The sequence below is a fragment of the Actinosynnema sp. NPDC091369 genome (genome assembly GCF_044757065.1).
Taxonomy (GTDB): domain Bacteria; phylum Actinomycetota; class Actinomycetes; order Mycobacteriales; family Pseudonocardiaceae; genus Actinosynnema.
In genome coordinates this window covers 939,636-960,632 of record NZ_JBIVUG010000001.1, presented here as the reverse complement: position 1 = coordinate 960,632, position 20,997 = coordinate 939,636, and the positions used below count along the sequence as shown (strand labels likewise).

At 73.5% G+C, this 20,997-nt stretch carries 21 protein-coding genes; 11 read left to right on the top strand and 10 right to left on the bottom strand.

Annotation, left to right across the window (positions count from 1 at the left end; all coding sequences use genetic code 11):
• Window positions 1-6 precede the first annotated feature (6 nt).
• Window positions 7-1,239, bottom strand: a complete 1,233-nt coding sequence (locus ACIQMJ_RS04725; RefSeq protein WP_499759626.1) for a cytochrome P450 — start codon at window positions 1,237-1,239, stop codon at window positions 7-9.
• A gap of 92 nt (window positions 1,240-1,331) precedes the next feature.
• On the opposite strand from ACIQMJ_RS04725, the gene ACIQMJ_RS04720 reads away from it, so the two are divergent.
• From ACIQMJ_RS04720 to ACIQMJ_RS04690, 7 genes are all read left to right on the top strand, one after another.
• A complete protein-coding gene (locus tag ACIQMJ_RS04720; protein ID WP_499759625.1) occupies window positions 1,332-2,039 on the top strand; it encodes a glycerophosphodiester phosphodiesterase family protein in 708 nt (235 codons plus the stop codon).
• Window positions 2,040-2,056: 17 nt separating this feature from the next.
• Complete coding sequence (locus tag ACIQMJ_RS04715) at window positions 2,057-3,004, top strand: DUF5926 family protein (protein ID WP_499759624.1); 948 nt, start codon at window positions 2,057-2,059, stop codon at window positions 3,002-3,004.
• 61 nt (window positions 3,005-3,065) lie between these two features.
• Window positions 3,066-3,389: a DUF952 domain-containing protein gene (locus tag ACIQMJ_RS04710; protein ID WP_499759623.1), complete on the top strand. Its 324-nt coding sequence runs from the start codon at window positions 3,066-3,068 to the stop codon at window positions 3,387-3,389.
• A gap of 85 nt (window positions 3,390-3,474) precedes the next feature.
• On the top strand, window positions 3,475-3,996 hold the full coding sequence (locus ACIQMJ_RS04705) for a SigE family RNA polymerase sigma factor (RefSeq protein WP_499759622.1): 522 nt from the start codon (window positions 3,475-3,477) through the stop codon (window positions 3,994-3,996).
• A complete protein-coding gene (locus ACIQMJ_RS04700; protein ID WP_499759621.1) occupies window positions 3,993-4,742 on the top strand; it encodes a hypothetical protein in 750 nt (249 codons plus the stop codon). The genes ACIQMJ_RS04705 and ACIQMJ_RS04700 overlap by 4 nt, the downstream gene beginning before the upstream one ends.
• Complete coding sequence (locus ACIQMJ_RS04695; RefSeq protein WP_499759620.1) at window positions 4,739-5,362, top strand: hypothetical protein; 624 nt, start codon at window positions 4,739-4,741, stop codon at window positions 5,360-5,362. Before ACIQMJ_RS04700 ends, ACIQMJ_RS04695 begins: the two co-directional genes overlap by 4 nt.
• A 37-nt stretch (window positions 5,363-5,399) precedes the next feature.
• Window positions 5,400-5,903, top strand: a complete 504-nt coding sequence (locus tag ACIQMJ_RS04690; RefSeq protein WP_499759619.1) for a hypothetical protein — start codon at window positions 5,400-5,402, stop codon at window positions 5,901-5,903.
• 63 nt (window positions 5,904-5,966) lie between these two features.
• Here ACIQMJ_RS04690 and ACIQMJ_RS04685 read toward each other — a convergent pair whose 3' ends face one another.
• Window positions 5,967-6,527 (bottom strand): ferritin, encoded by a 561-nt coding sequence (locus tag ACIQMJ_RS04685; protein ID WP_499759618.1) that lies wholly within the window; start codon window positions 6,525-6,527, stop codon window positions 5,967-5,969.
• Window positions 6,528-6,633: 106 nt separating this feature from the next.
• Window positions 6,634-7,881: an arginine deiminase gene (locus ACIQMJ_RS04680; RefSeq protein ID WP_499759617.1), complete on the bottom strand. Its 1,248-nt coding sequence runs from the start codon at window positions 7,879-7,881 to the stop codon at window positions 6,634-6,636.
• Between the two features lie 200 nt (window positions 7,882-8,081).
• On the opposite strand from ACIQMJ_RS04680, the gene ACIQMJ_RS04675 reads away from it, so the two are divergent.
• The gene (locus ACIQMJ_RS04675) at window positions 8,082-8,441 is read left to right on the top strand and encodes a hypothetical protein (protein WP_499759616.1); all 360 of its coding nucleotides are present in this window, start codon (window positions 8,082-8,084) and stop codon (window positions 8,439-8,441) included.
• A gap of 1 nt (window position 8,442) precedes the next feature.
• On the top strand, window positions 8,443-10,491 hold the full coding sequence (locus ACIQMJ_RS04670; RefSeq protein WP_499759615.1) for a caspase, EACC1-associated type: 2,049 nt from the start codon (window positions 8,443-8,445) through the stop codon (window positions 10,489-10,491).
• Between the two features lie 16 nt (window positions 10,492-10,507).
• On the opposite strand, the gene ACIQMJ_RS04665 is transcribed toward ACIQMJ_RS04670, so the two are convergent.
• From ACIQMJ_RS04665 to ACIQMJ_RS04655, 3 genes are all read right to left on the bottom strand, one after another.
• Entirely contained in the window at window positions 10,508-11,731 is a 1,224-nt protein-coding gene (locus tag ACIQMJ_RS04665) for an alpha/beta hydrolase family protein (RefSeq protein WP_499759614.1), read from the bottom strand.
• A gap of 97 nt (window positions 11,732-11,828) precedes the next feature.
• Complete coding sequence (locus ACIQMJ_RS04660) at window positions 11,829-12,599, bottom strand: CPBP family intramembrane glutamic endopeptidase (RefSeq protein ID WP_499759613.1); 771 nt, start codon at window positions 12,597-12,599, stop codon at window positions 11,829-11,831.
• 18 nt (window positions 12,600-12,617) lie between these two features.
• A complete protein-coding gene (locus tag ACIQMJ_RS04655) occupies window positions 12,618-13,376 on the bottom strand; it encodes a DUF2470 domain-containing protein (RefSeq protein WP_499759612.1) in 759 nt (252 codons plus the stop codon).
• Between the two features lie 165 nt (window positions 13,377-13,541).
• Between ACIQMJ_RS04655 and ACIQMJ_RS04650 the strand changes: the two genes are divergently transcribed.
• Together ACIQMJ_RS04650 and ACIQMJ_RS04645 are read left to right on the top strand one after the other, a co-directional pair.
• Window positions 13,542-14,015 (top strand): hypothetical protein, encoded by a 474-nt coding sequence (locus tag ACIQMJ_RS04650; RefSeq protein ID WP_499759611.1) that lies wholly within the window; start codon window positions 13,542-13,544, stop codon window positions 14,013-14,015.
• Between the two features lie 45 nt (window positions 14,016-14,060).
• Complete coding sequence (locus ACIQMJ_RS04645) at window positions 14,061-14,540, top strand: hypothetical protein (protein ID WP_499759610.1); 480 nt, start codon at window positions 14,061-14,063, stop codon at window positions 14,538-14,540.
• A 1-nt stretch (window position 14,541) separates the two neighbouring features.
• Here the strand turns inward: ACIQMJ_RS04645 and ACIQMJ_RS04640 are convergent, their stop codons facing one another.
• The 4 genes from ACIQMJ_RS04640 to ACIQMJ_RS04625 form a co-directional block, all read right to left on the bottom strand.
• A complete protein-coding gene (locus ACIQMJ_RS04640) occupies window positions 14,542-15,714 on the bottom strand; it encodes a VWA domain-containing protein (protein ID WP_499759609.1) in 1,173 nt (390 codons plus the stop codon).
• A 561-nt stretch (window positions 15,715-16,275) separates the two neighbouring features.
• The gene (locus ACIQMJ_RS04635; RefSeq protein WP_499759608.1) at window positions 16,276-18,474 is read right to left on the bottom strand and encodes a DUF5682 family protein; all 2,199 of its coding nucleotides are present in this window, start codon (window positions 18,472-18,474) and stop codon (window positions 16,276-16,278) included.
• A complete protein-coding gene (locus ACIQMJ_RS04630) occupies window positions 18,474-19,562 on the bottom strand; it encodes an ATP-binding protein (RefSeq protein ID WP_499759607.1) in 1,089 nt (362 codons plus the stop codon). The genes ACIQMJ_RS04635 and ACIQMJ_RS04630 overlap by 1 nt, the downstream gene beginning before the upstream one ends.
• Window positions 19,559-20,986 carry a DUF5691 domain-containing protein gene (locus ACIQMJ_RS04625; protein ID WP_499759606.1) on the bottom strand — a complete coding sequence of 476 codons (1,428 nt, stop codon included), beginning with the start codon at window positions 20,984-20,986 and terminating at the stop codon, window positions 19,559-19,561. Before ACIQMJ_RS04625 ends, ACIQMJ_RS04630 begins: the two co-directional genes overlap by 4 nt.
• Window positions 20,987-20,997: the final 11 nt, after the last annotated feature.

The window sequence follows — 20,997 nt, the reverse complement described above, 5'->3', positions numbered from 1 at the left end:
GCCGGATCACCCCGCGGTGAGCGGCAGGTCGTGCAGGCCGCGGATGACGAACTCGGTGCGGCGGCGGGGTGGGGCGGCCAGGGTGGCGGTGGGGAGCTTGCGGGCCAGGGAGGACAGGGCGGCCTGGACCTCGATGCGGGCCAGTGGCGCGCCCAGGCAGTAGTGGATGCCCATGCCGAAGCCCAGGTGGGGGTTCGGGTCGCGGGTGATGTCGAACCGGTCCGGGTCGGTGAAGACCTCCGGGTCGCGGGCGGCCGCGCCGAGCAGGGCGGCGATCTTCTGACCGGGCTCGACCAGGTGCCCGGCGATGGTGACGGGCTCGGTGGCGGTGCGCTCGAACAGTTGCAGCGGCGAGTCGTAGCGGATCAGCTCCTCCACCGCGGTCGGCAGCAGGGCGTGGTCGTCCACCAGGCGGCGCCACTCGTGCGGGTGGTTCATGAGCGCTTGGACGCCGTTGCCGATGACGTTGACCGTGGCCTCGTGGCCGGCCATGAGCAGCAGCACGGCGGTCGCGACCAGTTCGTCCTCGGTCAGCTTGGCCCCGTCGGTGCCGGTGACGGCCACCAGGTCCGACACCAGGTCGTCACCGGGCGAGCGCCGCCGCAGCGCGACCAGGTCGCGCAGGTAGGCGACGAACTCGGTGGCCGCGTGCTCGGCCGCGGCCTGCTTGTCCTCGGCCAGGTCGTACTCGTACATCTTCACGATGGCGTTCGACCACGGTTGCAGCAACACCCGGTCCCCGGCGGGCACGCCCAGCAGCTCGGCGATCACCTCGACCGGCAGCGGCGCGGCCACGTGGGACAGCAGGTCGGCCTGCCCCTCCGACGAGATCTTGGCGACCAGCTCGTCCACCAGCCGGTCGGCCAGCTCGGTGATCCACGGCCGCAGCCGCTCCACGTGACCGCGGCCGAACGCGGCGGCCACCAGCCGGCGCAGCCTGCTGTGCGTGGGCGGCTCGTTCTCCAGCAGCGAGTTGCGGTGCAGCAGGTTGAACGACGTGAACCGCTCGACCGGCTTCGCGTCGGTCCAGATCCGGCCGAGGGACCGGTGCCGGAGCACGGCGGACGCGGCCGCGTGCGACACCGCGACGGCGACGCCCATCTCCTCGTGCCAGTGCACCCCGCCCTCAGCGCGCATCGCGGCGAACGCGGGGTACGGATCCGCGATGAAAGCTGGATCGTGCTGGTCGAAGGGTGCCACGGTGACGGACGGTAGGTCTTGAGGGCCACTCGCGTCCATCGGAGTGTGGTTGTTGTGGCAAACGTTCAGCGAGTTGTGACGTGGAGTAGTCAAGTTGACCCCGTACGGACACCACCAGGAGCATCCCTGTCGTGTCACCTGAAGTCGTCGCCCACCGCGGCGCGTCCACCCGCCGCCCCGAGCACACCCTCGCCGCCTACGAGCTGGCCCTCAGCCAGGGCGCGGACGGCCTGGAGTGCGACGTCCGGCTCACCAAGGACGAGCACCTCGTCTGCGTGCACGACCGCACGATCGACCGCACCAGCGGCGGCACGGGCGCCGTCGGCGCGATGACCCTGGAGGAGCTGCGCCGGCACGACTTCGGCAGCTGGCACGGTGGCGAGCCGGCCGAGGTGCTGACCCTGGACGTGCTGCTCGCGCTGGCCGCCGACCACGGCAAGCGGCTCTTCGTCGAGACCAAGCACCCCGTGCGGCACGGCGGCCGGGTGGAGCGCAGGCTCGCCGAGCAGCTGGGCCGCCACAAGCTCGACGTGGTGATGATGTCGTTCTCCGTCTTCGCCGTGCACCGGTTCAAGGAGCTCAGGCCCGAGGTGCCGACCGTCCTGCTCTACGACCGCCTGTGGCCGAAGGTGAAACCCCGCTTCGCGGACTACGCCGGCCCGGGAGTTCACCTGCTCAGGCGTCACCCGGACAGGGGCCGGGACGCGTACGTCTGGACGGTCGACGATCCGGCGGACATCGCGTTGTGCCGCGAGCGTGGCGTCCGGTTCCTCGCGACCAACAACCCGGAGGAGACGCGCGAGCACCTTGCGGATAACTTGACGCCCGACCAGCCCTGAGACCGAGGAGGCGCGCGGTGGCGAAGCGGACAGCCGTGAAGGACAAGCCGGCGGACGGCGTCAACCCGCGGCAGCCGTGCCCGTGCGGCTCCGGCAAGCGCTACAAGGCGTGCCACGGCTCGGCCGGCGGCGCGGCGGACGTCATCGTCTCGCGCCCGTTCGAGGGCCTGGCCGCCGAGGCGGAGCTGATCGCGCTGCGCGAGTTCGTGCCCTCGGCCACGGTGAAGCTGCCGCTCAAGGACGACGGCGGTCGCGAGATCGTGCTGGCCACCGTGCTGCCGATGGCGGCGGCGGGCCTGGTCCGCGCGGACGGCACCGCGTTCGTCGGCCTCCAGGTGCAGACCCGGTCCGGTGACCTGAGCCGCGACCTGGCGCGGGCCGTGCGGTGGGCGCGGGCCGCCAAGACCGGTGACGCCCTCGCGGTCGTCGGCCCGGACGACGGCTCGAACCCCGGTCGCCTCCAAGACCTGCTCGACCCCGAGGCCACGCTGAGCCCCGAGCTGCACACCGACTTCGCGTGGTGGCTGCCGCCGGACAACGAGCCGACCGGCGAGGTCGCCCTGTCCCTGGAGCGCGCCAACGCCGCGATCCTGCCCACCGAGCGCCTCGACGCGCCGGGCGTGCAGGCCGCCTACTGGGTCGACGCGGGCGACAAGGCGCACCTGCGCTGGGTGCGCCCCGAGCCGGAGGAGACGCTGCTCGCGGCGCTCGCCCGGCTGTCCGTGCGCGGCGAGCTGGACCTCGGCGAGGGCTCCCGGTACGCCGGGTCCTTCCGCGCGCACGGCCTGCTCGTCCCCGTGTGGGACCTCGACCGCGAGCTGCACTCCAGCGAGTGGGCACCGGGTGCGGAGGCGTTGGGCAAGCGTTTGCAGGACGCCCTGACCAGCCTCGACGCCGAACCGCTCACCGAGCAGGAGCGCCGGGCGCGGGACGGTCTGCGCGGCCGGCAGATCACCCTGCGCTGAACCTGTCCACAGGTATCCCCAGCTTTGTCCACAGGCTCCTGTGGACAGGTGAGGAAGATCGGTGATCCTGCGGATCAGCTCGAAGGCGGACTGGCGCCGGGCCCGCGAGGACGGCGCCATCCCGCTCGACCTCGACGGTTTCGTGCACTGCTCGGACCCGGGCACGGTGCACCTGCCGGCCAACCGCCTGTACCCGAACCGGCACGACCTCGTGCTGCTGGTGATCGACCCCGAGGGCCTGCCCGTGCTGTGGGAGCCGGGCGAGACCGAGGACGGCCCGTGGTTCCCGCACGTCTACGGGCCGATCCCGGCCGACGCGGTGGTGGCCGTGCACGAGTTCACCCCGGACGCCGACGGCGCGTTCCGGCCGTTGCCCGTTTTGTGACCTCGGTCTGAGGCAACCGGCACCCCCCTTCGAGCGTGTCCTCTCCGACGGTGGCTGAGGGGCCACCGCCGGAGGGGGTTTCGAGGTGACCGCGGTCTTGCCGGGGGAGAGAGCCACCGATCGTGGTGGGGGGACGACGGCCGACTTCGCCGACTTCGTGCGGATGTCGCTGCCGGGGCTGCTGCGCTACGGGCACGCGTTGACCGGCAACCCGCACGACGCGGGCGACCTGGTGCAGTCCGTGCTGGAGAAGGTCGGCGCGCGGTGGGCTGCCGTGCTGCGCAAGGGCGACCCGCTGGCGTACGTGCGGCGGTCCATGGCGAACGCCAACACGAGCCGGTGGCGTCGTCGTCGGCGCGAGGACCTGGTGGCGGAGTTCCCGGACGCGGCCGGTGTGGCCGGGCACGACCGGTTGGAGCACGAGCCGCTGTGGCAGGCGTTGCGCGCGTTGCCGCCGCGTCAGCGGGCCGTGGTGGTGCTGCGCTTCTACGACGGCCTGTCCGAGGCCGAGATCGCCCACGCGCTCGGCGTGTCCGCGGGCACGGTCAAGAGCCAGAACAGCAAGGCGATGGCGACCTTGCGCGCACGACTGGGGGACTCGGGGTGACCATCGAGGAGGAGCTGCGCCGGTTGTTGCAGGACGACCGGCTGGACGTGGTGGCCAGGCCCGACGCGGCCGAGGTGGTGGTGGCGGGCGCTCGTCGGGTGCGTCGCCGGCGGACCGCGCTGGTGGGCGCGGTGACGGCGGTCGCGCTGGTGGCGAGCGGGTGGGGCGTGTCCGCGCTGGGCGGCTCGTTGAGCCTGCCGACCGTGGAGCCCGCCCTGCCGTCGACCACCACGACGACGACCGCGGCGACGACGGTGACGCCGGCCGGGGGCACGACCGTGTCGCTGCCGCCGCACACCGTGGTGGAGACGGTCGTGGTGACCGTGACGAAGGATCCGGCGCGCCCGGACCTGGGGTACGGCCCGGTGAAGTTCGGCATGACGGAGCAGGAGGTGGCCGCCACCGGCCTGGTCGCGCCGGCGCCGGGCGGCGAGTGCGCCGCGTTCACCTGGACGAGTGATCCGGGCATGGTGAACGCCGTGCTGGTGGCGCGGGGCCGGGGTGTGGTGCGGATCAAGCTGCCGTCGAGCGGCACGACGTCGGCGGGCATCGGCGTCGGCGCGACGTTGGCGCAGGTCAAGGCGAAGTACCCGGTGGGGGAGCTGACGCACGCGGGGGCCTACCAGGTCCTCATGAGCGGTGACGTCGGCTGGACGTACGTCTTCGCGCTCGACGCGGAGCGGGTGGTCGAGATTCGGATGCAGCGGCTGACCGCCGACTGCGCGCAACAGGGGGAACAGCGATGAAGGTGGTGGCTCTCGTGCTGGCGGTCGCGGGTTCGGTTCTGGTGGGGTGCACGGCGCAGCAGGAGGACGCGTCGATCGGCACGGCGTCGTCGGCGGCGGTGACCACGACCACCGCCACGACCACCGCCACGACGCCGGCCGGCTCGTCGGTGGTCGCGCCGAGCACCGTCACGGTGCGGTCGACGGTGACCAGCACCGTGGAGGAGACGGTGGTGGTGGACACCGCGGCGGTGCTCGGCCACTCCGCGTTCGGTCCGGTCGAGCTCGGCATGACGCGCCAGCAGCTGGTGGCGACCGGCCTGGTCGGTGAGCCGGTGCTGCGGATGAGCGCGGAGTGCGACATGTACCCGCTGAAGTCCGGCAACGGCTCCGCGTGGATCCAGGACGGCAAGGGCTTGATGGCGATCCTGGTGAACTACGGCGCCGTCACCGCCGAGGGCCTGCCGGTCGAGATCAGCCCGGCCGACCCGCGGCTCGCGCGGACCTACCCCGGTGGCGAGCCGTGGGAGAACGGCGCGGGTGTGACGGCCGCCTTCAAGGTGTGGGTGACCGATGACGTCAACTACACGTTCCGGGGCAGCACCTCGCTCGCCCGCCGGGGCCAAGCCTGCTTCAACTGACCACGCGGCGGGCGCGGCGGAGCGGGAGGATGGACCGATGAAGCTGGTGGTGCTCGCGGCGGTCCTGCTGCTCTCCGCCTGCGAGGCCACCGCCCCGCGGGCCGGCGTGCCCACCGCGAACGTCGGCACGACGTCCGAGGTGGGCGGCACCGCCGTGCTCGACTCGCGCGGCATCGGCGCGGTGCGGCTGGGCATGACGTCGGCCGAGCTGGAGGCGACCGGTGAGATCGGCGGCGACATCACCACGCCGGAGTTCTCCTGCCTGATCCGGGAGCTGGAGGTCGCGGACGGCTGGGTCGGCCTCCAGGACGGCGTGGCGGTGGAGATCCGGGTCGACGGGCGCGCCCGCACGCCGGAGGGGTTGCGCATCGGCGACTCGCGGGCGCGCATGCACGAGGTGTACCCGGGCGTGGAGCAGTACCCGCACGGGTTCGTCCGGCCGCTGGACGCCGAGACCGGCTACAAGTTCTTCTTCGAGAACGCGGGCGACACGCTGACCGGCATCGGCCTCGTCCGGGCCGACCGGGGCTGCCTGACCTGAGCACGCCGCGACGCCCGCCACCGGTCGAGGTGACGGGCGTCGTTCGCTGTCGGCGGGAGGGGGCTAGAGGGTGCCGCCCGCGGCCCGGGGCGCGCCGCCGTCGGCCTCCTCGCCCACGGTCTCGCGGGTCAGGAAGTTCTCCACGTGGAACAGGTTGCCGTCGGCGCGGTCGATCACGGTGAGCAGCGTGCTCATCGACGCGACCTCCTCCACCTGCTCCTTGAGGAACCACTGGAGGAACTGCTCGCCGATGTAGTCGCCCTCGTCGCGGGCCGTCTTGGCCAGCGCCACGATCTGCTCGGTGACCGTCTTCTCCTGCTCCAGCGCGAGCGCGACCGGCTCGCGCGGCGCGGTGAAGTCGTTGCGCACGTCGTCCACACCGGGAATGGCCACCGGCAGTCCGTTGTCCATCAGGTACTGCACGATCATCATGGCGTGGTTGCGCTCCTCGAGCGCCTGCTTGTAGAAGTGCGACGCGAGGCGCGGCAGGTCGTTGACGTCGAACCAGACCGCGATGGCCACGTACTGCTGCGAGGCCGTGAACTCGTTGCGCACCTGCTCCCGAAGCAGGTCGTGGAACTTCGAGGAACGCGCGGAAGCAATCTTCTTCAAGTTGACAGCCATACTCGAAGAATACCCGAAAGGGGGGTTTAATGCATTTCAGGTAAGGCTTACGAGAGTAAGGAAAGGGTGACCGAAGAAAGCTTAGGCAACCCTTTCCGGGGTCGGGTCAGACGAGTGGCGCGCGGTCGATCGGGCACGACATGCAGCGCGGTCCGCCGCGGCCGGAGCCCAGCTCGGAGCCGCTGATCCGGATCACCTCGACGCCCGCGTCCTCCAGCCGCGCGTTCGTCTCCACGTTCCGCTCGTAGGCCACGACCAGTCCCGGTCCGACGGCGAGGGTGTTGTTGCCGTCGTCCCACTGCTCGCGTTCCGCGGTCACCGGGTCCAGCCCGGTGTCGATCACCCGCAGCTTCTCGATGCCCATCGCCTCGGCCGCCGCCTCCAGGAACGGCCGCCGGTCGTCCACCACGACGCCGCCCGCGCCGTCGGACCGCACGGGGTAGGCGAACAGGTTGTCCCGCACCGCCGGGTACATGACCACGGCGTCCCGGTCGACCATCGTGCACACCGTGTCCAGGTGCATGGTCGCCCGCTCCTGCGTGATCGGCACGGCCAGCACGGTGTGCGCGAGGCCGTCGGCCAGCGCGGACCGGGCGAACGACTCCGCGCCCGCCGGCGTGGTCCGCTCGCCGACGCCGATCGCCAGCACGCCCGGCGCGAGCAGCAGCACGTCACCGCCCTCGACCGGCGCGGAGTGCGCCCCGTAGGCGCGGCCGGTCCTGCGGAACCGCGGGTGGTAGGCGTAGATCAGATCGGTCAGCGCCGTCTCCCGGTCGCGCGCGGGCAGCGCCAGCGACGTGATCGCGACCCGGTCGCCCACCCACACCGACGAGTCGCGGGTGAACAGGAGGTTCGGCAGCGGGTCGACGGCGAAGTCGATCGGGTGGTGCATCTTGCGCACCAGCGACGCGCCCTCGGCCGCGGGCAGCTCCTCGAACGTCATGCCGGTCATCAGCGCGGTGGCCAGCTGGTCGGGGCCGATCGAGGTCAGGTGCGAGCGCAGCGCGTCGGCCAGGTCGATGCCGAGCCGCCGCTCGTTGACCGCGCTGTGGATGCCCGCGATCCGGGCCCGGTCGTCGTGCAGCGCGTCGACCAGCAGGTCCGCCAGCAGCAGCACCTCGACGCCGCGCCCGCGCAGCAGCTCGGCGAACGCGTCGTGCTCCTCCTGGGCCCGGTCGACCCACGGCACGCCGTCGAACAGCAGCTGGTCGTTGTTGCGGGGGGTGAGCCGCTTGAGCTCGGCGCCGGGACGGTGCAGCAGCACCGTGCGCAGGGGGCCGACTTCGCTGTCGACGCGGGGCGCCGCTGCCGGCTCGCCGTCGGGGGACGCGGTCTGGGCGATGTGCGCAGTCACGTCTCCGAGGGTAACCCGAGGTTGGTCGGATCAGCAGCTCTGAGCGGCCCGTTGCGGCGAAACTCGATCGTATGATGGCCTTGGAATGGCGATTCGTTGTGCGTTCGGTGCTTTCGGCTTAATGATCGTTGCTTTGTCGCGGGGACTGGCGGTCCGGCCGCGCGGTTGCGGGATGATCGTGTTCTACCGGGGGAGGACCAGTGGCCGAGTTCCGCTTGTTCGTCGACGCGCCGGGCCAGGCCGCCTCGGCGACGAGCCAGTTGGCGCAGGAGCTGATCAGGGGCGCGAGGGTCGACGCGCGGCCCGCGCCCGCCGAGTCGCCGGAGGGCGCGAAGAGCGGCGCCGGCGCGACCGTGGCCGAACTCGTGCTCAACGGCGCGCTGCCCGCCGCGGTGGCCGCCGCCGTCGCGTCGGTCGTCACGTCGTTCGTGCAGCGCGGCAGCGCCCGCAAGGTGACGATCAAGGACGGCGAGGACGAGATCACCGTCGAGGGCGTGGACGCCCGCTCGCAGAAGGCCCTGCTGGAGGCGTGGCTGCGCGAGCACGAGAGCGAGGGGTGACGTGGGTCGGTACGCCCTCCTGGTCGCGACCGGCCAGTACGAGGACGTCCGGCTGAGCGGGCTGCGCGCCCCCGACCAGGAGGTGGACCGGCTCGCCGCCGTGCTGGAGGACCCCGACGTCGGCGGCTTCACCTCGGTCGAGGTGCTGCGGGACCGGACCGACCACGAGATCCGCCGCGCCGTCGAGGACGTGCTCGCGCCGCGCGAGGCCGACGACCTGGTGCTGCTGTACTTCTCGTGCCACGGCCTGACCACCCCCGCCCGGCGGCTGTACTTCGCCGCGACGAACACCGTGCAGGACCGGCCCGCCGGCACCGCGATCCCCCGGTCGTTCCTCAACGAGCAGTTGGAGGACTGCCGGGCGTCCGGGCGGATCCTGCTGCTGGACTGCTGCTTCAGCGGCGCGTTCGTGGAGGGCTTCAAGGCGGCCGGGACGGCGGTGCTGGACGACGTCGGCGAGGGCTACGTGGTGATGACCGCGTCCAACGCCTACGAGTACGCGTTCGAGCAGGACTCGCTGTCGCTGGACGCGCCGGTCGCCTCGCTGTTCACCGACGTGCTGATCGAGGGCCTGACCAGTGGGGCCGCCGACCTCGACGGTGACGGCTGGATCGACGCGGACGAGCTGTTCAAGTACGCGCGGGGCGAGGTGCGGGCGCGCCGGCCGGACCAGACGCCGCAGTACTTCGCGCACGGCTCGTCGCAGCCGCTGCGGATCGCGCGGGCCGGTGGCGCGGCGGACCGCAGGCCGCGGGGCAAGGCGTCGTACACGTCCGGGCAGTGGCTGGTCGCGCGGGGCTTCCGGGCCGCCGCCGAGCCGGTGTGCGCGACGTTGGGCCCGATGGGGCGGCGGGCCGTGGTGTTCGTGGACCGGCGGCCGGTGGAGCTGTCCGACGCGGCGGCGATCGCGGCCGCGTTCCAGCCGGACGACCCGCGCGACTCGCTCGGCGCGGAGTACGTGCGCGACCTGGTGGCCCAGGTGCGGCGGGAGGCCGGTGACGGCGCGGCGTCGGCGGTGGCCGTGGCGCGCGGGGCGATCGGCGGGCTGATCGACGCGATGCGCGACGGCCACAACCCGGTGCGGCTGATGCGCGGCGTCACGGCCGCCGCCGACCGCGCGGTCGAGCTGATCGCGGACGAGGTTGCGCGGCCGTTGGCGGACGGCGACGTCGGCGTGGTGGCGACGGCGGCGTCGGGTGACGCCGAGGTCGGCTCGGTGGTCGAACGGGTGGTCGCGGTCACCGGGCCACGCGGGCCCGTGCTGGTGGAGGAGGGTCGGGGCTTCGGGCTCGACTTCGACCTCCGCCGGGGGCTGCGGTTCGACCGCGGGTACGCGTCCAGCGCGTTCGTGACCGACCCGGCGCGGGACGAGGCGGTCCTGGAGCAGCCGCGCGTGCTGCTGGTGAGCGGACCCCTGTCCACCGCGGTCGGGAAGGTGCTCGGGGAACTCCTCGGCGTCGGCTTGTTCGTGGTGTGCGAGGCATTGCCGCACGACGCCCTCGCTGTGTTGGCGCGGTCGCGCAAGCCGGTCGTGGCAGTGGTGGCCGACCAGCGACGGCTGACCGAGCTGCAGGGGACGGTCGGCGGCACGGTCCTCGACGCGGACTTCCTCGAGACCACGACCCTGCGGTCGTTGGGGCAGGCCGAGAAGGTCGTGGTCACCTCCCGCGAGACCTTCGTCCTCGGCAGCCGGTCCCGAGGTGGTGAGGCGGCCGCCGTGATCCGCGCCCCCGCCGCCACCGCGCCGATCGTCGAACGCGCCGTGCGCGCCGTCCGCGGCGCGGCCGGCGAGGGCGTGATCCGGGGCGGCGGCGTGGGCCTGGCCGAGCTGGGAGCCCTCCTGGCCCGGCACGCCACCGGCACCCCCGAGGAGATCGCCGGGTGGCGCGCCTTCGCCGCCGCCCTCGCCGAACCGGCTCAGCGGATCGCCGACAACGCCGCCGTGCCCGTCGCCGACCTCGACCCGGCCCTGCTCGACTCGGCCGGCGTCGCCCGCGCCGCCGTCACCGCCGCCGCCCGGACCGCCGCCCGCTTCCTGCTGGTCGGCTGACCGGGCCGCCCTCGGCTCACCCGATGAACCGGACGTCCGGGTGCTGCGGTGAGCCGCCCCGGAACAGCCCGGTGTCCCGGCCCTTCAGGTGCAGGTCGAAGAACCCGGCGAAGTAGTCGTGCTGCGCCGCCAGCGACCGGGCCGCGTCGATCTCGCCCACCACCTCCCGCTGCTTCTCCGGCGTCACCACACCGCCGAGCTGCGGCACGGCGAACTGGAGGTCGGTGAAGCTGTAGTGGGTGCCCCGGTCGAAGTGCAGGTCCCGCTTCCACCCGCGCTGGTTCGGCCAGAACTGCGCCCACGTCGGGTCGAACTCGGGCGTGCGGTGCGAGTGCTCGACCCGCGCGCCCGTCACGGGGTCCACGAAGTCCGCGCCGACCAGCATGAACGGCCGGTCCAGCCCGCGCGTCACGACCTCACCCGGCCCGGACCCGTGCGCCATGGCCCCGTCCACGTTGATCCCGGCGTCGAGCCGCCGGTCGCGCACCATCGTCTCGCCCGCGGTGAACCCGCCGTACGAGTGGCCGAACATCCCCACCCGCGACAGGTCCAGCGCACGGCCCAACCCGCGCGGCAACGGGTCCCGCTGCGCGTCCGGGTTCCCACCTCGGGCGATCCGCTCCAGCTGGTCGAGCACGAACCGCGTGTCACCCATCCGCGCCTCCAGCGCGGTCGTGAGCTGGGCCGGGTCGGACGGGTCGACCGCGGGCGGCACGACGCGGCCGTCCGGGAACTCCACCGCCAGCGACTCGTGCGTGTGCGACATCGACACGACCACGTACCCGCGGCTCGCCAGGTCGTCGTCGAGGCCCGCGTTCAACTCCCGCGCCGAACCGAAACCGGGCGAGAACAGCACGACCGGCCACCGGCCGAGCACGGGCGCGCCGGTCCGGGCGTGCCGCCGGGTCGCGGCCCAGTCGACCGAGCCGGCCGGCGCGCCGAGCACCTCCGGCTTCGCCGCCTCCGCCTCGACCGCCCCCGCCACGCCCGGGGTCATCCACGGCGCGCGTGCGCCGTCCGAGCGGTGCGCCGGGTAGGTGACGGTGACCATCACCTCGCGCGCGGCCTCGGGTCGCCACGGGTCCGGCCGCTGGTCGACCAGGTGCAGCTCCACCGTGCCGATCGCGTGGTGCCCGCTCGGCTCGGGCACGGAGATCACCACGCCCGTCGTCGCGGCGGCCGGTGCCGCCAAGCCGACGGTCACGACCGCCGCGACCGCCAACGCTGTGGTGCGCCTCATCAGGGTCCCCCTTCGTCGGATCACCTGATGCTGTCGCGCCGAGCGGGCCGCCCGCGTCCACCCCGCGACCGACCGCCGCGTACGCCTCACGGAGGATCTACGGCAACCAGGACACGTGACCGCGCAGCACCGTGTAGCCGACGAACGCCACCACGTCCAGCAGCGCGTGCGCCACCACCAGCACCCACAGCCGGTTCGTGCGCTGCCACACCTTGCCGAACACCAACCCCATCACCACGTTGCCGATGAACCCGCCGAACCCCTGGTACAGGTGGTACGAGCCGCGCAGCACCGCGCTGGCCAGCAACGCCGTGTTCTCCCGCCACCCGAGCTGCCGCAGCCGGGTGATGAAGTACCCGACTACCAGCACCTCCTCCGCCCACGCGTTGCCGATCGCGGACAGCACGAGCACCACGGCCCGCCACCACGACGAGTCCAACGTGGACGGCAGCACCGCCAGGTTCAGGCCCAGGTTCCACGCCACCAGGTAGAAGACCAGCCCGGGGATGCCGATCACGGCCGCCAACCCGAGGCTGCCCAGCGCGTCCGGCCCGATCCGCGTCCGGTCCAGGCCCAGCGCCCCCAGCTTGATCCCGCCCTGCCACAGCAGGTACAGGCCCAACCCGCCCCACGCGGCCAACTGCACGACGCTCAGCAGCTGCGCGATCAGGTCCAGCAGGTCGAACCGCGCCTGCGGGACGTTGATCGCGACCTTCTGCTCGTTGAGCGGCACGGGTTGGAGCAGGCTGTCCAGCAGCCGCACCAGGCTGCGCGCCCCGGACAACCCGAGCGTCACGGCGAAGACGAGCAGCAGTTCCAGCCGGTAGCCGCGGCGCGTCCGGGCGTCGAGGTCCTCCATCACCCCCATACGCTAACCGCGCCGGCGTCAGCGGCGTTGCGCCAGGAACGGGCAGCCCATCAGCCGGCGCAGCTCGGCGGCCAGCTCCTGCGCCGTGCCGACCGGGCGGGAGAACGCGATCCGCACGTCGTGGTCCTCGTCGGCCATCTCCACCCGCAACCGCAACCCGAACCGGTCCAGGCCCAGCGGACGGACGTGACCACCCCTCAGGTCCGCCGGCAGGTGCTGCGCCAGCAGACCCACCACGTCCCGGTGCGACAGCTCCAGGTGACGCAGCCAGTGGTCCTCGTGCGCGGCGAACGGGTCCGGCTCGGCCTGCGCGAACAGCTCCGGCCGCAACGACGTCGTGCCCTCCGCGTCGGCCACCACCAGCGACGCGGGCGACAACCGCAACGCCGACGCGCCGTGCCCCAGGTCCAGCAACCGCGGGTCCGGGCGCGCCTCGGCCACCAGGACACCGGCCACGCGCGCCTCCTCCGCGGAGAGCGTGCGCAACCACCCCGTGATCCACAGCAGGCCCCGCACCGGCTCCCGCAACGCCACCGGCGCCTGGTCGGCCACCTCCAGCATCGCGGTCAGCTCGCTCCGGCGGGCCGCCTCGACCAGCGGGTGCTCGTCCGGCAGCACGATCGTCGCCTCGCCGTGCGGGTGCACGTGGTGCAGCACCGGCGTGATCCGGGTCTCCGCGCCGTCGGACGGCAGCAGGGCCGCGCGCCCACCCCGGGCGGCGATCGTGCGAGCCCGCTCCGCCGGGTGCGGCGTCGGCGGTCGCCGTGTCTCGTTCACCCGCCCACCTCCCAACTTAGGGGAGCCTAACTTGATCGGACACGATGACGGTAGTCCCACGACCGGCTTACCCCCGCCGGCGGGTCCGGTTGGCCGATTCGGCGACGGGCGCACCCGTCGTAACCTTGATCCGATCTCCGGCTCGCCTCGCGGAGGTGGTGGCTCGTGGCCGTGCCGACCGCGCCGTCCGGCCACGGCGCGGCGCTCGACGACCGGTGGACCCGGTACTGCATCGAGATCGCCGGCCGGCGGGCGCTCGGCTGGGTGGTCGTCGGCGCGCTCGCGTTCGTCCTGCAACTCGCCCTGATCCTCGTGTTCGCCGTGTCGTCCGCCCTGCCGCTCGTCCTGCTGCTGTTCTCCGTGCTCGTCCTCGGCTTCGGCCTCACCCGGCGCCAACCCTCCACCGCCGTGCTGGGCGAGCACGAGTGGGTCCACGTGCGCGTCCACTGGCGCGGCGGGCTGCTCGTCGTGCACGGCGCCCGCCCCCTGGTCCTCGACGTCAACGCCGGACCCGTCGCCCGCGGCCGGATCAACCGGCACCGCCGGGCCTGGGTCGTCGCACCCGACCGCGCCGGGAACACCGTGGTCACGTTCCGCGGCGTGCCGAAGCTGTTCCCCGCCAAGGTCGTGCGCCGCTGAGTTTGCTGATCGGCTATTCGGTTACCCACGAGCAGGACTTCTGGTTTGCTGGGAGCAGTGGTGGGCGAGGCTTGGGTGGACAAGTGCCTGACCAGCGCGGATCGTCGCGCGGTCGGGTTCCTCGGGCTGGGCGTGCTCGCCTTCCTCACGCTGTGGGTCGTCTCCGAGTGGATCGGCTCGCGCTGGGTGTTCCTGCTCACGCCCCTGTGCGTCGAGTTCGCCGTGCCCGGCCTGCGGCACTTCTTCTCCCGGCGCGCGCTGCGACGCCTCCTCGACACCTACCCCCGGCACGCCGTGGCGGTGCACTTCGTGCCGGGACGCACCCGCGTCGGCCGCCAGACCTACCTCGAAACGGCGGGCTCCGACCGCACGTTCCTCCGGCTCGCCGAGATCCCCGAACGCGTGCGCGAGAACATCCGCCGTGGAGGCCGCGTCTGGCTCGCCGGACCCGACCCCCGCGGCCGGACCGTCGTGCTGACCCGCGGCGCGCCGTTCATGACCCTCGGCCGGGTCGTCATCCGCTGACCTACCGGCCCACCGGGATGCCGCTCTGCTCCGCCCACGCCGCCACGTCCTCGCGGCGCAGCGCCGTCGCCAGCAGGTCCGGGAACCGGTCCGGGGTGCAGGCGAACGCGGGCGCGCCCAGCTCCGACAGCTTCGCCGCCAGCTCGTGGTCGTAGGAGGGCGTGCCGCTGTCGGACAACGCGAGCAGCACCACCACCGTGACGCCGCTCTGCACCAGCTCCCGCACCCGCCGCTGCAACTCCCGCGCCACACCGCCCTCGTACAGGTCGCTGATCAGCACCATCACCGTGTCCGTGGGGCGGCGGACCAACGACTGCCCGTAAGCGACCGCCCGGTTGATGTCCGTGCCGCCGCCGAGCTGCGTGGAGAACAGCAGGTCGACCGGGTCCTTCAGATGTTCGGTCAGGTCGACCACCTCGGTGTCGAAGACGACCAGCTTCGTGTCGACGGCCTTCAGCGAGGCCAGCGAGGCGCCCAGGACGGCGGAGTAGACGACGGACTCGGCCATCGAACCGGACTGGTCGACCAGCAGGACGACGTCCCGCAGCGAGGCTTGGCGGCTGCGCCGGCTGTTGCCGACCAGGTCCTGCACGATCACCGTGCCCTGGTCGGGCTGGTAGTGGCGCAGGTTCTTGCGGATCGTGCGGTTCCAGTCCACATCGGACAGCCGAGGGCGGCTGGTGCGCCGGGACCGGTCGATCGCGCCGTGCACGGCGGCCAGGAGGCGGTCGGCGAGCTTGCGCTCGATGTCCTCGACCACCTTCCGCACCACGGCCCGCGCCGTTTCCCGGGTGCGTTCGGGAATGGCGCGGGAAAGGGAGACCAACGTGCCGACCAGGCTCACGTCCGGCTCGACGCTGGAAAGCAATTCGGGTTCCAACAACAACTGCCGCAAACCCAACCGTTCGACGGCGTCCTTCTGCATCACCTGGACGACGGAACTGGGGAAGTACGTGCGCACATCCCCGAGCCACCGGTGCAGCACGGGCGACGACCCACCCAACCCGGCACTCCTCTTACCGCCCGCGTCCACCGGCTCCCCACCGCCGTACAGGCCGGTCAACGCCGCATCGCGCCTCTGGTCGTCCTCCCCCAACACCCCGAGGTCCCCGGCCGCCCCGCCGAGCAACAACCTCCACCGCCGCTGCCGCTCAACCGCGCTATCCTGCGTCACGCGAACCCCGCCCTCCGGGCCACCGCAGGCCCCTTGTCACACAATCGGGTGATCATCGCCCGAAAATGTACGGAAACACTGTTACCGCCCCTCGGTTAAAACATGAGGAGCCCCGACAACCACCCCCGCCTGCCAACCCCCCGAACCCCCACCACCCCAATCCGCATCCCTCCACCTCGCCACCCACCCCACCAACCCCGCCCCCGCCGCAACCCCGGCCCTCGGGCCCTCAGGGCCCGCCGCGACCCCCTGACCCCGGACCACTCCCCGGCCCCGGATCACCCGGCCCTGGACCAGCCAGCCTCCGGCCCTGCACCGGTCGGGCCTCGACCCCGGACCAGCCAGCCCCGGCCCTGGACCGCTCTGGCACCCGGCTTGCGCCGCCTTCGCCTTCGCCTTCGCCCGTCCGGCCTGCGCCCTTCGCCCGCGCCGCCGCAAACGGCCCACGCCGCCGTGAATCGTCTGAGCCATCCCGCGCGTGCATCGCCCGCGCCGGCCCGCGTCGCGCACTCGCCCGCGCCCACCCGCGTCGCGCATCCGCCCGCGCCGCGTCCGCGCGCGTCACCCGCCCACCCCCAGCAGATCGCGCACGTGGCCCACGAGCCGGGTCGCGAGTTCTTCGTCCCAGTCGCTCGACGCCGCCGCGCCACCCGCCGTCGTGCCCTTGACCCGATCGCCCAGCATCCGGCGCTCGGCCGGGCTGAAATCGCCCACCGCGCGGCGCAGGAGTGGCAGGGCGGCGGCGAAATCGGGCGCGGACAGGCCCGTCAGCCACTCGTCCACCACGCCGAACAGGCGCGGATCGGCGGTGAGCAGGGCGGCTGAGCCGCGCAGGAAGCCCGCCACGAACGCGGTCGCGCCGGCGGCCAGGGAGACGGCGCGGTGCAGGCGTGTGGCGACCTCGTCGGAGTCCAGGGCACCCGTCTCCCACAGCAGGCGGGTCGCGCGGCCGGTGGGCAGGCCGTGCGCGTCGGGCATCGCGACCAGCGATTTCAGCGCGCGTTGCCAGGTGTCGCGGTGTTCGTCGTCGGCGGCCAGGCGGACCGCGTCGTCCGCGCCTTCGACCGCCCGGACCGCGCGTTCCGCCGTCTCCTCGTCCACCCCGCGGCACGCCAGCGGCAGGCCGACGGCGCCACGCGCGAGCAGCCCGTGCAGCGCGACGCGCAGCAGCTCCGGGTCCGTGCCGCGCACCGAGCCGTAACGCACCGTCGTGGCCAGGTCCGGCAGGGCGGACAGGAGTTCCAGCGCGTCGGTCGCGGCGGCGGCGCAGCGGTCCAGGGCTTGGCGGGCCGCGGCGACGGCCTCCGGGATCTCGCAACCCACGGCCCGGCTCAACGTTTCGGCGGCGTCGACCACCCGCGTCGCGTCCGCGGCACGGCCGATCAGCACGGTGCGGGCGGCGGCTTCGACGGTCGTGCCGTGCCGGGCCGCGACGGCCAGCGCCACCGCGAACTCCGGCCGCCAGTGCAACTGCCACGCCTCGGCGAACGTGCCCAACGTCCGGGTCGTGTCCGGCGTGCCCCACGGCACGTCCAGCACCTCCAAGCGCCGCAACAACTTCGAGCGCTCACGATCGGTGTCCTTGCGCAGGTCGAACCGCACCTGCTTGATCGCCGCACCGGCCGGCATCCGCAGCCTGCGCTGCAACCGCGCCAGGTCCGCGGCCAGCGGCGACGTCGGCACGTCGTCGCCCACCTCGCCCAACCGCTCACCGACGACCAACTGCTCGTGCACCAGGCGCAACGGCGTCGCGTCACCGCCGCACAGCACCGCCAGCGACGCCTCCATCACCTCCGACAACCCCGGCGAGGGCCGTCCCCGCATCGCCGCCAACGCATCCGCCAGCCGCACGGCCTCCACCGCGCTCGCCGTCGACGCGGGCAAGTCCTCCGCCCGCAGCACCGCGGACGCCTTCGCGAACCACCGCGGCACGGCGTCACCGCGTTCGGCGCACTCCCACAGGTGCGCGTACCACCCCGGCGAAGCGACCCCCGCGCCGTAACCCGACGACGCCGCCAGCCGACCGTGGCTCCACGGCACCCACGTGCCCGACACCTTCCCGCGCGGCAACCCCTTCAGCGCCGCCGCGTCGACGGACGCGGGCGGCAGGGTGCGCAGCGCGGGCACGTGCCACGCGCCGGCCACCACCGCGATCGGGCCCTCGACGTCCTTCAACGCCTGCCGGACGTTCTGCCGCATCGCGGCCTCCCGCCGCAACGTGCGCGCGTCCACCTGGTCGGCGAACTCCTCCCGCAACGCGCCCATCGCCTCCGCGACCGCCTCGGCCAGGTCCCGCGGGTCGGTGTGGTGCTCGACCACGTCCTCCCACCAGCGCTCCGGGTCGTCGAACCCGGCCGCCTCGGCCAACGTGCCGAGCGGGTCGACCGCCGCCTTCGGCGCGTCATCAGCGGAATCCGGCTCCGGATCACCCAACGACGCGGCGGCGGGCAAGTCGAAGAACCGCACCGGAACGCCGTTCGCGTGCGCCCACGTCATCGCCCGCCACTCCGGCGAGAACTCGGCGAACGGCCAGAACGCCGCCCGCGCCGGATCCGCCTCGTCGTGCAGCAGCAACGCCACCGGCGGCGTCAGGCGCGGCACGTGCGGCAGCAGGGCGTCACCCTCCGGCGGACCCTCGATCAGCACGACCTCCGGCCGCACCGCCGCCAACGCCGCCGCGACCATCCGCGCCGACCCCGGACCGTGGTGCCGGATCCCGAGCAGCGTCACCCGCTCGGGCAACGGCTGTTCGCGCGCCATCAGCCCACCATGTCCTGGCACGCCCGGTACAGGTCACGCCACTCGGCGCGCTCCTTCACCACCGCCTCCAGGTACTCCTGCCACGCCGCCGTGTCCGACACGCGGTCCTTCACCACCGCGCCCAGCAACCCCGACGCCAGCTCGTCCGCGGTGATCGAACCGCTGCCGAAGTGCCCGGCCAACGCCATCCCGCTGGTCACCACCGAGATCGCCTCGGCCGTGGACAGGCTGCCGCTCGGCTTCTTCAACTGCGTGCGACCGTCCGCAGTGGACCCGTTGCGCAGCTCGCGGAAGATCCGCACCACCCGGCGCACCTCCTCCAACGCCGGCGGCTCGGCGGGCAGCTGCAACGCCCGACCGAGCTGGGCGGCCCGCGCCGACACGATCGCCACCTCGTCGTCCTCGGTCGCGGGCGGCGGCAGCACGACGGTGTTGAAGCGGCGGGCGAGCGCCGACGACATCTGGTTCACGCCCCGGTCCCGGTCGTTCGCCGTGGCGATCACGGTGAACCCCGGCACCGCCTGCACCTGCACGCCCAGCTCCGGGATCGGCAGCGTCTTCTCGGACAGGATCGTGATGAACGAGTCCTGCACCTCCGCGGGCATCCGGGTCAGCTCCTCGACGCGGACCACCGCGCCCTCGCGCATCCCCGTCATCACCGGGCTCGGCACCACGGCCGCCTCGGACGGGCCCTCGGCGATCAGCCGCGCGTAGTTCCAGCCGTAGCGGACCTGGTCCTCGCCCGTGCCCGCGGTGCCCTGCACGACCAGCGTCGAGTTGCCGCTGACCGCCGCCGCGATGTGCTCCGACAGCCACGACTTCGCCGTGCCCGGCACGCCGACCAGCAACAACGCCCGGTCGGTGACCAGCGTGCCGACGGCGATCTCCACCAGCCGCCGGTCGCCGACGTACTTCGGGGTGATCACCGTGCCGTCGGCGAGCGTGCCGCCGAGCACGTAGGTGACCACCGCCTGCGGCGACATCCGCCACCGCGGCGGGCGGGGCCGGTCGTCCGCCGCCGCCAGGGCCGCGAGCTCGGCGGCGTACTGCTGTTCCGCGGCGGGCCGCAGCACGGATTCGGTGGTCACTGGCTTTCCTCCCGGTGGTTGAACGCCTCGCGCAGCTGCATGCGCAGGCGCAGGACGTCGAGTTCGACGGTGTGCTCGGGCCAGCGCTCGGTGATGCGGGCCCAGCTCGCGCCGAGCACCTCGGCGTCACCCCTGGCCAGCAGCACCGCGGGCGGCCGGCCGGCGCGCCACCTCGGGTCGCGCATCGCGGCGTAGCGGTCGAGCAGGTCCGCGGTCGCCCGCGCGCTCCACGGCGCCGGCAACTGCGAGCACGCGTGGTCGAGCAGGTCGTAGTTCCACTGCCGCGACACCTCGACGACGGTGCGCGCGGCCAGCTCGGCGGGCAGGCCGCCGAGCATCTCCAGCTGTTCCATGCCGGTCAGCGACCGGGTCGCCGCGACCGCCCACGGCCGGGCGTCGTCGGCGAGCCTCAGGTTCTGCGCCACCCCGCGCAGCAACGCGCTCGCCCACGGGCCGCGCGCGAGCTCGGCCGCCGCGCCCTCGTCGTCGGTGTCGAGGCGGCTGGTCCAGTGCTGCGGCGGCACGCTCGCCGCCGCACCGCGCAACCGTCCCGCGACGCCTGCCTCGGAACCGTCTTTCAGCAGGTCACGGGCCTCTTCCGGCTCGGGCGCGGTCTCGGCCCACAGCTCCTCGGTCTGCACGTCGAAACCGTCCGCGGTCAGCCACAGGCCCCGGTGCAGGCGTTCGGCGGCGCGCGCGGCGAGGGCCGACGTGGGCAGCGTGCGCAGCAGGCGCAACGCCTCGTCGTGCACGCCGATCGCGCGGTCGTCCAGCGCGCGTTCGAGCAGCGGCTCGTCGTCCGGGCCGAGGTTCGCCTCCAGGGCGCTGATCAGCACCTGGCGGTCGGTGGCGCGGCGTTGGACGTCGAACTGGGCGGCCAGGAACGCGCGGGTCTTCGCCGGGTCCTGGTTGCGCGCTCGGCGCAGCGCGGCGAGGCGGGACGTGCCCGGCAGGTCGAGGGCCTGGTCGAGGTCGACGTCCGCGGTGACCGCGCCGGCCGCCGCCCAGGCCCAGGCCGGGCGGATGTTCGCGAGCCACCGGCCGCGGGCGCCGAGGACGGCGGAGACGGCCGGGCGCAGGCCGGGGTGGGCGGTGCCCAGGCCCAGCAGCGCGGGCAGTTCGCGGTGGTCGGCGACGACGCGCGCGGCCTTCGCCATGCCGCACCACTCCGTGAGCAGCATCTGGTCGTCCAGGGCCAGGATCTGGACCAGCACGGACCTGGCGGCCGGGTGGGCGCGGACGTCGTCGGACGCGGGGGCGGGGGGCAGCGGCGGGGTGTCGACGGGGGGTGGGAGTTGCGCGCCGTGCGCGGCGACGCCCAGGGCCGCGACGCGGTCGAGCAGGGCGGTCGGGGAGGTGCCGGCGCGGTGTGCGCCCAGGAGGGCGGCTTGGACGGCTTCGTCCCACTCGGCTTGGAGGCTCATCGGCGGCCGTC